Genomic DNA, 12,580 nt, shown 5'->3' with positions numbered 1-12,580 from the left:
GGTGTTACGGCGATCAGGAAAACGCAGGAAACCGTCCCGCATCGGGCTGCAAGAAAGCGTGAATGGACGTCAGGCGGCGTCGTCGCCGACCAGAACCTCGCGTTTGCCGGCATGGTTCGCAGCCGAAATGACCCCCTCCTCCTCCATCTTTTCGATTAATGTGGCCGCGCGGTTGTAGCCGATCTGGAGGCGGCGCTGGACGTAGGAAGTCGACGCCTTGCGGTCGCGCACCACCACCGCCACGGCCTTGTCATAAAGCGCGTCGCCGGAAGACGTGTTGCCGCCGATGTCGAAGCCGCCCGCCTCGCCGCCGTCCTCGTCGCGCATTTCGGTGACTTCCTGGACATAGTCCGGCGCGCCCTGTTTCTTCAGGTGCTTCACAATTTTCTCGACTTCGTCATCCGAAACGAAGGCGCCGTGGACGCGGCGCAGGCGCCCGCCGCCGGCCATATGCAGCATGTCGCCCTGGCCGAGAAGCTGTTCGGCGCCCTGCTCGCCGAGAATGGTGCGGCTGTCGATTTTCGAGGTCACCTGGAAGGAGATCCGGGTCGGAAAATTCGCCTTGATGGTGCCGGTGATGACGTCGACCGAGGGGCGCTGCGTCGCCATGATGAGATGGATGCCGGCGGCGCGGGCCATCTGAGCGAGGCGCTGGACCATGCCTTCGATGTCCTTGCCGGCGACCATCATCAAGTCGGCCACCTCGTCGATGACGACGACGATGAACGGCATGGGCTCGTATTCGAGCTCTTCGGTCTCGTAGACGGGCTCGCCCGTGTCCTCGTCATAGCCGGTGTGGACGGTGCGGCTCAGCACCTCGCCGGTCTCTTCGGCTTCGGCGACGCGGGCGTTGAAGCCCTCGACGTTCCGCACGCCGACTTTCGACATTTTGCGGTAGCGCTCCTCCATCTCGCGCACGGTCCATTTCAGCGCGACGACGGCCTTTCTCGGATCGGTGACGACCGGCGAGAGAAGATGCGGAATGCCTTCATAGACCGAAAGCTCGAGCATCTTCGGGTCGATGAGGATGAGTTTGCAATGCTCCGGGGACAGACGATAAAGCAGCGACAGGATCATGGTGTTGATCCCCACCGACTTGCCCGAGCCCGTGGTGCCGGCGATCAGGAGGTGCGGCATGCGCGCGAGATCGGCGAAGACCGGCTCCCCGCCGATGGACTTGCCGAGCGCCAGGGTGAGATCCCCGCCTGAATTTTCATATTCCTCCGCGCCCAGAAGCTCGCGCAGCATGACCATTTCCCGGTCCTGGTTCGGCAGTTCGATGCCGATCACATTGCGCCCCGGCACCACCGCGACGCGGCAGGCGACGGCGCTCATGGAGCGGGCGATATCGTCGGCGAGGCCGATAACGCGGGAGGATTTAACGCCTGCGGCGGGCTCAAGCTCATAAAGCGTGACCACCGGGCCGGGACGCACATTGATGATCTCGCCCCTGACGCCGAAATCGGCGAGCACGTTTTCCAGCATGCGCGCATTCTGTTCCAGCGCCTCATCGGAAATCACCGTCCGGCGCGCGATATTGGGCTTTGCGAGGAGATTGAGCGGCGGCAACTCGTAATCTTCGGCGGAAAACACCGGCAGCGAGGGTTGGGCCTCGCGCCGCTCGCGGCGGCTTTCTTTTTTCTTCTTGGCTTTCTCGCGGATGATTTTGCGCTTGCGCGCGGGCGCGGCGAGCACAGGCTCTCCGTCCTCGTCATATTCGGTCTCGAGATCGCCGATCTCTTCGTCGTCTTCATAGTCGTAGTCTTCGCCGTCCTCGTCTTCTTCAATGTCGTCGGCGTCCCCGGCGAAACGCGCTTTCAAGTCGAGGGCGGCGTCGCGCAAGGCGAAGGCGCTGTCCTCAATCGCCCACCAGGCGTCGGCGAGGCGGTCGCGGGTAAGCCCGCACAGGATCGAATAGGAAACGAGCGCCGCCATAGCGAAGACGCCGCCGACAAGCGCGCGCGCCAGTCCCGCGCCGATGAAGGAAACAAGGCCCGCGACGCCGTCGAAAAGAACGCCGCCCACAAGTCCGCCGGCGCCGACCACATAAGGCCAGTCCGCCGGCACAGGCCAGGTGGCGAGAAACGCTGCGCCGGCGAGGATCGCCGCCGGCGCAGCGACGAGGCGCGGCCAGAACTCGGACGGGGTCTCTTCCGGCGCGCCTTTCAGCGCCGCGACCGCGCCCCAGAGGGCGAGCGGCGCCGGCAGCAGGAACGCCGCCCCGCCGATGAATTGCAACAGGAGATCGGCCATGATCGCGCCAGGCGCCCCGCCGAGATTTTGCACCGGCGCGGATGTGGCGGTGTTGAAGCTCGGATCGGAAATCGTGAATGTCGCCAGCGAAACCACAAGCCAGAGCCCGATGAGGACCATCGCCGCGCCGCCGGCGCGCATCAAAACGGCCCGCGAAAACGATCTCAGGCGGTCGGCAAGCTCGGCGAAGGGATCGCGGCGGCCGCGGCTTCGTCCGGAACGGGTATAGGTGCGGGTGGTGGAGGACATAGACGTTCTGGGGCGATCAGCTTCGAAATCAGCGGTGAAAAGAGGTTAACGCCACTTTGCCATGGCTTTTTTCAAAAAGGGTTAACGCCGGTTAACGTTTCGCTTGGGCTTTGCGGGGGGTTAGAGCGGCGGCGCCTCCGGCGGCGCCGAGCGCACGCCGATCGTGTATTTGAGCGCCGTCCAGATGAGAAGGCTCATCACGAAAGAAAAGCCGGCGGTCGCGAGCGTTCCGAGAAGCTGTCCGGGCAGCCAGATCCGCTCGGTCATCCAGAAGGCGACGATCGTTCCCCAGGCGCCGCAGAAACAATGGGCGGGGACGACGAGTCCCGCATCGTCGATCCGGAAGCGGTCGAGAAAGGGCGGCGTCACCGTGACGATCACGCCGCCAATGGCGCCGATCATCGCCGCCTGCCAGAGGGCGGGCGAGATCGGGTCGGCGGCGATGGAGACAATCCCCGCCACCGCGCCGGTCATCGCCGAAACAAGCCCGGTGCGCCTGTAAACCGTCTGCGTCAGGATCATCGCCGCCAACGCCCCGGCGCCCGACGCGATCATGGCGTTTGCAGCAAGGACGCCGGCGGTGATCGCCGCTTCCGCCGAAGACAGGGAGCCGCCGAGCCCGATCATCACGAAAATGAGCGCCGCGGCGGAAAGCATCAGCCCGAAAGCCGACAAAGGCAGCGCCGTCGACATTTGCGGGCGCGTCGGGCCTTGGCCGAAACGGCCGGGCCTTGGTCCTGTGACGATGACGGCGGCGAGCGCCGCCGATCCCGCCGACAGATGCACCGCCGCCGCGCCGCCATAATCTCGGAAGCTCCATTCGTCGGCGAAATAGCCGCCGCCCCAGACCCAGGACGCGGCGATAGGGTAAATAAGGCCCGCCCAGATGGCCGCGAAGAACACGAACGGCCAGAGCCGCACGCGCTCGGAAATCGCCGAGGAGACAATGACGGCGCCGATGGCGGCGAGGCTTGCATGAAAGAACCAGTGAGCCCCCGACGCGCGCCCCACGGCGCCCGGATCGTCGTCGGCCGGCGCCCAGCTTTGAAAGGGGCCGAGAAAACCGCCCGACTCGATGGAAAACAGGAGATGATAGCCGACGACCCAGAAGGCGAAGACGGAGATCGCCAGGGCGCCGATCGTCCGTAGGCAGACTTGCGGTGCGTTCTGGGTGCGCGACATGCCGATATCGCGCAGGGCGAAACCGGCGATCACGACCAGCGCCGCAAATCCCGCCGCCATCAACAGCGCGGAGTCGATCACATAGCGCGTGACGTCGCTCGCCGGCGACATGTCCTGGGCGGCGGCGGGCGAAGCCGCGGCGGCCGCCGCCGCAACCGCAGCGCAAAACTTCAACAGGCGTGCTAAGCTGGCTGTCATGTCTTTCGCTTTCCACCGCTCATCCCCGCGAAGGCGGGGATCTGCTTGAAACCGCTGTCGTCTGGCCCGCCGGCGCGAGACTTTCCGGCCCCCTCTAAACCTGTTCGCGCTTAAAGGGCACGCTTCTTCTGGATCCCCGCCTTCGCGGGGATGAGCGGATTTTTCGGCGGTTTTCGTTAACAATTCGCGCCCTTTATTCATGCGTCCTTTCGGCAGTGGACGAAACAGCCCCGAAAGGCGATGGTCGCCCCCATGAGCGACATCCAAAATTTCGATATCGTGATCATCGGCGGCGGGCCCGCCGGCGGGCTTGCCGGCCTCGCCTTGGCGGCTCAGGGCTTTTCCTGCGCGGTGGTGGACGCCATGGACCCCGCGGAGATGCGCGCCGCCCCCTTTGACGGGCGGACCTCGGCGATTTCCTACGCCTCCGCCCGGGTCTTCAAGCGCCTGGGGCTGTGGGACGCCATGGCCCCGGAGGCCGAGGCCATCCGCGACATCCTGGTCACCGACGGGCGGGCGAAATCGCGCTTTTCCGACGGGACGGTGTCGCGCTTTTTCCTCCACTTCGACAGCCGCGAGCTGGGCGAAGATCAACCGCTCGGCTGGATTATCGAGAACCGGGTCATCCGCGACGCGCTGTTCGACGCCATCGCGGCCGAAGACGGCGTGACGCTGTTCGCGCCCGCCCGGCGCGCGGCGACAAAATTCAATCCCGGCGAGGCGGTCGTCGATCTCGCCGACGGGCGCCGGCTTTGCGCGAAACTCGTCATCGCCGCGGACGGGCGCCATTCGGCCCTGCGCGCCGAGGCCGGGATCAAGACCAATGAATGGCGCTACAACCAGACCGGCATCGTCGCCACCGTCGCCCATGAGCGCCCCCATGAGGGGTTCGCGCAGGAGTTCTTCCTGCCGTCCGGCCCGTTCGCGATCCTGCCCATGACGAACAACAGATCGTCGCTGGTCTGGACCGAACGCACAGCCGCCGCGCCCGCTTATATGGCGCTCAATGATAAAGCCTTCCGTATAGAGATCGAAAACCGCTTCGGGCCTTATCTCGGACCCGTGACGCCGGCGGGCCCGCGCTGGTCCTATCCGCTCGCCTTTACGCTGGCGCAAACTTATGTGGCGCCGCGCCTGGCGCTCATCGGCGACGCCGCCCACGCCGTCCACCCGATTGCAGGACAAGGCTACAATCTCGGCATCAAAGACATCGCCGCGCTCACGGACGTTCTCGCCGAGGGCCGCGATGTGGGCCTCGACATCGGCGCCCTGACGGTTTTGCAGAACTACCAGCGCTGGCGGCGTTTCGACTCGGCCTCCCTCGCCCTCGGCACAGACCTGTTGAACCGCCTCTTTTCCAATGATTTCGGACCGCTGCGCTTTGCGCGCGACATCGGCATGGGCGCGGTCGGCAGGGTGAAGCCCTTGCGGGCGTTTTTCATGCGCCAGGCCGGCGCGGATCTCGGCGCCTTGCCGAGCCTGATGGCGCGGGAAGGCTAATGTGGATGTGATATCTCTCCGCGCCCATAGGGCGGATTGAACACGTCTTTCATCATGTCTGCTGCAAGGCGAAAATAGCCCTTTGCAAAACGCGTATAGGTGCGCGATCCGTCATCATTTTGGGTGAACTCCACGATGCCATGATCCGTGTGGGGATAAACGGCGATTGTGACGGGCAAGCCTTCTTCCTGCAACATGGACAGCCGCTCATACGTCACCTTGCCGGGCGCCGCTCTGTCTTCGCCCGCAAGAATCCAGAGTTGCGGCATGGACAAGGATCGCAGCACCGCAAGCGGGTCATGGCGCCAGGGAACTTGTGCGTCATCAAACCCCTCAATCTTCCCTGACCGCAAACCCTCATCGTCAGCCCGAAGAACAGCCCCGGTGAATTCGCCCTCGATTTGCGAAAACCAAGACTTGTTTCCATATTTGTTCTTTACGCGTTTCAGCTCATCGAAACCGTTCGAAAAATGAGATGCGACAATCTCTCCAGTCGCATCCGTAACCTCGCGCGCGAGTTCGATTTCCGCTTCTCCATAACCGGCGCGGCGCATTTCATCGAAAACTTGCTCTGCATTTTCTTCGAGCGGAGAAACAACGAGACCAAAACCGACAACGAGAAAGTCGGCCCCGATTTTCCTCGCCGCCAGCGGCGCAACCCATCCGCCCTGACTGCCCCCGAAATAACCGAACCGGCTATACCGCCCTTCGGCCAGCCGCTGCGCCTCTTGGGCGGCGGCGGAGGCGTCAGCCGCCAACGCCTGAAAATCCTGATTATAGTCACCCTCGGATTGCCCTGTGCCGCGCTTGTCATAGACGAAGACAGAAACACCCTGAGCAGCAAAAAGATAAGGATATGGGGAATAGCTGATTGTCGGCGTCGATTCCGAGCCGTGAACGAATACAGCCAATGGCGGCTTACGGGCGCCGTCGGCGCTAACGGGCTCGATCAGCCGCCCTGCAAGCGCAAGCTCATTACTGGAAAATGTCGTATCTGTTTCGCGAAGTACGGTTTTCGCAAACTTCGTTTGATCCGAAGCGGAAACGAGGCCGTTTGCGCATGTTAAAATGGCGGATACATCGCCCAATACGCCGCGCCTGCCGTCTGTGAAAATGTATTTTGTCTCCGCCGCCCCGGCGTCGTTCTCACGCTCATAAAGCACAACCCGGTCGCCGCCGCCTTCATAAACGCCCGGCGCACATCTGCGATGCCCCGGCGGAAACGCAGCGCAGGCGCCAATCCATAACGCCAAAGACAAAGCCATGGCGCTTCGAAGGGAATGATAATTATGCTGCACGGGCGGCGGCTTTTGCTTTTTTCTTCAGGGCCGGCGTCTTTATACGCATGGCGACAGGATTGCGCAGCAAAGACTGTTCTGCGTCTTCCAGCATCGCCATTAAATCTACGCCGAGCTCTTCATTGAGGCCGCGAAACACCGCTGCAATCTTTTCAGAAACCTTTTCAAGCTTGCGCGCGTCCGCTGCGCCTTTGACTGTGAATTCGAGGATTTTCCGCCTTTCGTCCTTCGGGTCCGGTTTCGTTTTTAAAAGCCCCGCTTTTTCTAACGGCGCGATGCGCGACGAAACAAGCTGATGGGATTGTCCCTCCCTGCGGGCGATATCCGCAATGCTTGCCGGGCCCTGTCGTAAAAGATGCATCATGACAGAAACCGAATGCACCGGGGTTTTTACGCCGGCCTCTTGCAGCACGTGCTTTGTCTGCGCGCAGATGAGCACATCGAGGCGGCTCGCCATATGCGCCGCGAAAGCCGGCCGCAGGTCCGCCGCATAGGAAAAAGCGCCATCAGGATATGTGTCTTTTTTACTCATACAAGTATTTGTACAAATATTTGTATAAAAAATCAAGCCGGGATCTCGACAAGAGATTTTACGAGCCAGCTAGGAATTGACGGACTTTATCCCCTAAGCACCAGTTCGCCTTTTCTCGCCTCGACGCTTTCAAGGCGCGACAGGAAGCTCATGCCGAGGAGGTTCACCGCAAGCTGTTCGTCCTTGAGGATGAAGGCCTTGACGCCCTCGACGCGGATCCCGTCGATCTCGATTTCGTCGAGCGTGACGAAGGCGGCCTTGGTCTGGCCGTTCGCGGTGTGCACGGGGTAGGTATAGTCCGTGTAAGATGTATAAACGCCCGCCTCGCGCGCATCGGAGTCGCGCAGCGCCACATAGCTCGCGCCCGTATCCACGAGAAATTTGAAATCGCGCCGGTTGACGTCCGCCTCGACATAGAACTGGCGGTCGGGCGCGGCGGCGATGCGGATTTCATCGCCCCAGCCGGTGGTGAGAGAGGCGGCGCGGCCGGCGCCTACGCCCCCGGACTGACGGTTTTCGGTATTCACGGACCGGGCCGCTTCCATGCGTTCGATTTCGCTGACGCGCCCGTCATAGACGCGCACGCCGATGACGGAGGCGGCGACAATCCCGGCGGCGGCGATGATCTCGGTGCGCATAAAGGCCCCTTCGACTGAAGGAGCACTCTGGCAAAGCTTGGTTTCGCGAATATCTATCGAAACCGCAGATTCTTTGGTTAACGGTTAACCATCCCCATCGAGACCAAGCACGTCGCGCATGGAGTAAAGCCCCGGCGGCTGATCCATGGCCCAGCGCGCCGCGGTGACCGCGCCCTGGGCGAAGAGCCCGCGGTCGATGGCCGAATGGGAAAGCGTGATGACTTCCTGCATGCCGGCGAAGGCGACGCGATGTTCGCCGACAATGCCGCCGCCGCGCATCACCGAAAAGCCGATATCCCCTGCCTCGCGCTTGCCGGTGCGGTCGGCGTCGGCGCGCTTCGCCTCGAAATCGGCGCCGCGGCCGCGCGCCGCCGCCCGGCCCAGCATCAGCGCCGTGCCGGAAGGCGCGTCGACCTTGGCGCGATGATGAGCCTCGAAAATCTCGATGTCGTAATCCTCGCCAAGCGCCTTCGCCGCTTTCTCAACCAGCGCCGTCAGGATGTTCACGCCGACGCTCATATTGCCGGATTTGACCACGGGCACGGCCTTCGCCGCCTCGGCGATGGCGGCCTCGTCTTCCGCGGAAAAGCCGGTGGTGCCGATGACATGGGCGACGCCTTCTTTCGCCGCGGCTTTTGCATTGTGAACGGAGACGGCGGGCGCGGTGAAGTCGATCAGCGCCCCGGCGCGCGCGAGGCCCTTTTCCGCCGCGTCCTCGATCTCAAGACCCAGCGCGTCGAGCCCGGCGAGAACGCCGATATCCTTGCCAACGGCGGGCCCGCCCGGGCGTTCGAAGCCGCCGGCGAGACTCGCCCCCGGGGTTTTCAGGATTTCCGCGACCACCGCGCGGCCCATGCGCCCGCCGGCGCCGGCGACGAGAATGGATGTCTTGACCATGACCTTATCTCTCTATTCTTCGGAGCCATGGCCTAGCGCAACGGCGCGAAAGCGCAACCGTGTCTCGCCTAGCGCGCGGCGTCGATGGCTCCGCCGCCATCGGCCATATAGGTGTAGCCGGTGAGAAAGCCCGCCTCGCCGCTGGCGAGAAAGACGGCGAGCGGCGCGATATCCTCTTCGGGCGAGCCGATGCGTCCCAGGGGCGGCATGGGCGGTCCGCCGCCGCCGGCGCCGGCCTCCTGAAATTTCTTACCCATCGCCATGAGCCCGTCTGTCATGGCGAAAGGGCATATGGCGTTGACCGTGATCCCTTTCGGGCCCCATTCGCGCGCGGCGACGCGAGTTAAGGTGCGGATCGATTCCTTGGCCATGGCGAAAGGCGCAAGAAGACCCGCGCCCATGATACCCAACATGGTCGCGAGATTGATGACGCGCCCGCCCTTTTGCTCCATATGCGGATAAACCGCCTGCATGAAACGCATGCAGGCAATTGGCCCCAGATCCATCTGCGCATGAACCTCTTCCGCCGTCACCTCGGTAAGCGGTTTTACGTTCGCCGCATGCGCTGAAGCGTTGTTGACGAGAATGTCGACGCCGCCGAAGGCGTCGGCGGTCTGCTTTACGGCGACTGTAATGTCGTCTGGTTTTGCAATGTCGCATTTGACGCCGATCGCCTCGCCGCCCGCACTCTTGATCGCCCCGACCGTCTCTTCGATCTTTTCCGGCGTCAGCGAAACCACCGCGACTTTCGCGCCTTCCTTTGCGAAAGCAAGCGCAATCGCCTTGCCGATGCCGCGTCCCGAACCGGTGACGATGGCGGTTTTTCCTTCAAGACGGCCCATGCTCCCCTCCTTGCTTGAAAAATTCAGATGGCGGCGCGCAGCAGCACCGCCGCCGTTTCTTCCGGCGCCTCGAGCATCATGTTATGGCGCGTATCCATGGTTTCGGTGCGCCAGGACGGATCTGGTTTCAGCCGATCGTAATAGTCCTGAAACGCCGGAATGCCGCTGTTAAGGGCCAGCACAAATGTTTTCACGGGAACGCGGTCGCGCGCGCCGGTGAGCTTCAGCTTTTCCGCAAAGGTTTCCACCGGCTGCGGCGAGCCGGTGCGCTCCATATAGGCGGCGATTGCGCCGTCATAGCCGAACATAGAAGGGCTCGGCGTCGGGATTTCGTCGGCATCGCCAACTGCATCTTTAAACTCCGGCGCGGCGTCGAAAACACATTCGCCATCATCCAAATACATCGCGTCGAGATAGACGATGGAGCGGATGGTCCCTTCGGGAATGAGTTCCGCGGCGGCGCTGATCACCATGCCGCCATAGGAATGGCCGACCAGCACGGTGTCTTTCAGCTCTTCCCATTTGACGAGATTGGCGACGTCAAGCGCGTGGGTGGTGAGATTGACTTTGCGGCCGGTGAGATGCGCGCGTTCGCCAAGCCCTGTCAGCGTCGGCGTGTAAACCTCATGGCCTTTTGCTCTCAACATATCGGCGGTCTCACGCCACCACCGACCACAGCACATACCGCCATGCACCAGAACGAATGTATGTTTGTCGCTCATCTCTCCCCCTTCTCCGGGTCGCGTCACTCCATGGCGCGCAGTAAAATCTCCGCCGTCTCTTCCGGCGCCTCGAGCATCGGGAAATGCGCGCAGTCGATGGTCTCGGTCCGCCAGCCTGGATCGGCTTTCGCCTTTTCGTAAAAAGGCAGGAACACCGGCCCCTGCGCCAGCACGTAGGTTTTGATCGCGATGCGCTCGCGCGCGCCGGTGAGAACGACCGGCTCTTCGAAACAGGCGCGCGACTGCGGACTGCCTCGCTTTTCGAGGATCGCTTTCAACGCTTCATTGTCGCCGGCGAAAAAGACCGGTGGCGGCACAGGATCATGATCGCCCGCGAGGTCTTTGAAGTTCGACGCGATATCGGCAAGCGCTTCGCCGTTTTCCGGCAGGAAGGCGTCGAGAAAAACGATGGAGCGGATCGTCCCTTCCGGAAGTTTTTCCGCGGCGCCCGAGACGACCATGCCGGCATAGGAATGGCCGACAAGGACGATGTCGGTCAGCGCCTCCCATTCGATGAGCTTGACGATGTCGAGAATGTGCAGGGAAAGATCGACGCCGCAGTCTTTCAGATGCGCGCGCGAGCCGAGACCGGTCAGCATCGGCGTGAAAACCCGATGGCCTTCGGCGCGCAAGCGGTCCGCCACGCCGCGCCAGAACCAGTCGCCGCCCCACCAGGCGCCGTGCACCAGAACGAAGGTGGTTTCTTTCGCCAATCCGGCCTCCCTTGATTTCAGCGGTTAATAAAGCCGCTCTTTTTCATCCTCATCGATGATCGCCTGCACGGCGTCGGCCGGCGCATCGATTTTCGCCGCATCGATCATCGTCTCGGCGAGCGTCGGCAGCCCCTCGAGCGAAGGCCAGTCGTCAGGCCGCCAGAGTTTCGAACGCGTCACGCATTTGGCGCAGTGAAAGAACGCCTCTTCGACGCGTATCACGAGCGCGAGGTCGGGCGTCTTGCCGTTCACCGCCATGGACTCGCGCAAGCTTTCATCGCGCACGATTTCCGCAAGGCCGCTAACGCGCAGCGTTTCCTTCTTGCCGGGAATGAGAAAGATCAGCCCTACATGGGGGTTATCGAGAAGATTATGAAAGGTGTCGGCGCGGCGGTTGCCCGGGCGGTCCGGGATCGCCAGCGTCTTGTCGTCGAGAACCTGCACGAAACCCGGCGGATCGCCTTTCGGCGAAATGTCCATGCGGCCCTCGCTGTCAGACGAGGCAACCAGCACGAAAGGCGATTTCGCGATGAAGGCTCGGCAGTGCCGGTCGAGCGCCGACAGGGTTTTCATCACCACCGGCGCCGGCGGCTCTCCGAGGATTTCCTGCAACTCGCTGTTGGTGCGCACGATACTGGTGAATGCGGCAGTCATCGGCCTCTCCCTGCTCGATCCGCCCTGACTTCACTCTAGGGCCTCCCGCAAGAGAGGCAAACGCCCATGGGAAGCGATCAGCTTCCCCGCGGGAAGGGCGTTCCGAAGCGGTGGGCGAAATAGCGCGCGATATCGCGGGAATTATCGAGGAAATGCACGCCGTTGGCGGTTTTGACCGCCGCATGGGGGCCGGCGTCCGCGCCGTCGGCGAGGACCAGCGTCGGACAGTTCCAGTTTCCTTCGCCCAGCCTTTTCACAAGGCCGGGACGCGGATGGGCGAGCGGCTCGTAGCGGATGTCGAGCGCTTCGCGGATCGCCGGAAAATAAGCAAGCACGCCCCAGATCTCCGCGCATTCGGGACAGAACTCGCGCCGTCCCTTCGCTTCAAAGCCCGGCGCCAGCAAAAAGAGAACATCCTTTTTCATTCGCTCCGCCTACAGATCGAGATGCAGGAACTGATTGAAATCGCTGGCCGCATAGCCGGCGAAGGCCTCGCCGTTTTCAAAGCCGCGTTTTTTGTAAAGCGCGATCGCGGGAAGGAAAGTGGGCGTCGAGCCGGTCTCAAGGCTGAGGCGTTGATAGCCGCGCGCCTTGGCGACGCCGATAATATGATCGAGCATCGCGGCGCCGGCGCCCTTGCCCAGATGGTCGGGATGGGTGCGCATGGATTTGATCTCGCCCCAGCCCGGCTCCAGCTCCTTCAAGGCGCCGAAACCGAGAAGGTCGGCGCCCGCCCAGATGCTCCAGAAACTCATATCCGGCGCTTTCAGCCCCTCGACATCGAGCACATAGGCCATGCCCGGCGGCGAGTTTTCGTGCATCATCTCGAAATGATAGGCGAGGAGATCACGCACCGCCTCGCCTGTCAGGTCGTCTTCCCTTATCTCCATCGCCCGCTCCGC

Annotated in this window: 13 protein-coding genes; 1 reads left to right on the top strand and 12 read right to left on the bottom strand. The window is 62.7% G+C overall.

The window, feature by feature from the left end; all coding sequences use genetic code 11:
- Positions 1-69: 69 nt before the first annotated feature.
- Positions 70-2,502, bottom strand: a complete 2,433-nt coding sequence (locus CW354_RS07985; protein ID WP_104829480.1) for an FtsK/SpoIIIE family DNA translocase — start codon at positions 2,500-2,502, stop codon at positions 70-72.
- Positions 2,503-2,622: 120 nt separating this feature from the next.
- Entirely contained in the window at positions 2,623-3,882 is a 1,260-nt protein-coding gene (locus tag CW354_RS07980; RefSeq protein ID WP_165793586.1) for an ammonium transporter family protein, read from the bottom strand.
- 252 nt (positions 3,883-4,134) lie between these two features.
- Between CW354_RS07980 and CW354_RS07975 the strand changes: the two genes are divergently transcribed.
- Positions 4,135-5,382, top strand: a complete 1,248-nt coding sequence (locus CW354_RS07975; RefSeq protein WP_104830058.1) for a UbiH/UbiF/VisC/COQ6 family ubiquinone biosynthesis hydroxylase — start codon at positions 4,135-4,137, stop codon at positions 5,380-5,382.
- Here CW354_RS07975 and CW354_RS07970 read toward each other — a convergent pair.
- From CW354_RS07970 to CW354_RS07925, 10 genes are all read right to left on the bottom strand, one after another.
- The gene (locus CW354_RS07970) at positions 5,379-6,647 is read right to left on the bottom strand and encodes an alpha/beta hydrolase family protein (RefSeq protein WP_133162219.1); all 1,269 of its coding nucleotides are present in this window, start codon (positions 6,645-6,647) and stop codon (positions 5,379-5,381) included. The two genes, CW354_RS07975 and CW354_RS07970, sit on opposite strands and share 4 nt — an antisense overlap.
- Positions 6,648-6,669: 22 nt before the next feature.
- On the bottom strand, positions 6,670-7,212 hold the full coding sequence (locus CW354_RS07965; RefSeq protein WP_104829477.1) for a MarR family winged helix-turn-helix transcriptional regulator: 543 nt from the start codon (positions 7,210-7,212) through the stop codon (positions 6,670-6,672).
- 86 nt (positions 7,213-7,298) lie between these two features.
- Positions 7,299-7,850: a TIGR02281 family clan AA aspartic protease gene (locus CW354_RS07960; protein ID WP_104829476.1), complete on the bottom strand. Its 552-nt coding sequence runs from the start codon at positions 7,848-7,850 to the stop codon at positions 7,299-7,301.
- A gap of 84 nt (positions 7,851-7,934) precedes the next feature.
- Positions 7,935-8,747: a 4-hydroxy-tetrahydrodipicolinate reductase gene (dapB, locus tag CW354_RS07955; protein ID WP_104829475.1), complete on the bottom strand. Its 813-nt coding sequence runs from the start codon at positions 8,745-8,747 to the stop codon at positions 7,935-7,937.
- Positions 8,748-8,815: 68 nt separating this feature from the next.
- A complete protein-coding gene (locus CW354_RS07950) occupies positions 8,816-9,589 on the bottom strand; it encodes an SDR family NAD(P)-dependent oxidoreductase (protein ID WP_104829474.1) in 774 nt (257 codons plus the stop codon).
- Positions 9,590-9,612: 23 nt separating this feature from the next.
- Positions 9,613-10,311 (bottom strand): alpha/beta fold hydrolase, encoded by a 699-nt coding sequence (locus tag CW354_RS07945; protein ID WP_104829473.1) that lies wholly within the window; start codon positions 10,309-10,311, stop codon positions 9,613-9,615.
- Between the two features lie 23 nt (positions 10,312-10,334).
- Positions 10,335-11,024: an alpha/beta fold hydrolase gene (locus CW354_RS07940; protein WP_165793585.1), complete on the bottom strand. Its 690-nt coding sequence runs from the start codon at positions 11,022-11,024 to the stop codon at positions 10,335-10,337.
- Between the two features lie 24 nt (positions 11,025-11,048).
- The gene (locus CW354_RS07935) at positions 11,049-11,678 is read right to left on the bottom strand and encodes a pyridoxamine 5'-phosphate oxidase family protein (RefSeq protein WP_104829471.1); all 630 of its coding nucleotides are present in this window, start codon (positions 11,676-11,678) and stop codon (positions 11,049-11,051) included.
- Between the two features lie 77 nt (positions 11,679-11,755).
- Positions 11,756-12,103, bottom strand: coding sequence for a DUF3088 family protein (locus CW354_RS07930; RefSeq protein ID WP_104829470.1), 348 nt, complete (start codon positions 12,101-12,103; stop codon positions 11,756-11,758).
- A 9-nt stretch (positions 12,104-12,112) separates the two neighbouring features.
- Positions 12,113-12,568: a GNAT family N-acetyltransferase gene (locus CW354_RS07925; protein ID WP_104829469.1), complete on the bottom strand. Its 456-nt coding sequence runs from the start codon at positions 12,566-12,568 to the stop codon at positions 12,113-12,115.
- Positions 12,569-12,580: the final 12 nt, after the last annotated feature.

The sequence above is a fragment of the Hyphococcus luteus genome, from assembly GCF_002943565.1.
Lineage (GTDB): Bacteria > Pseudomonadota > Alphaproteobacteria > Caulobacterales > Parvularculaceae > Hyphococcus > Hyphococcus luteus.
The sequence above is the reverse complement of the archived record's forward strand: the minus strand, read 5'-3'. Positions and strand labels throughout refer to the sequence as shown.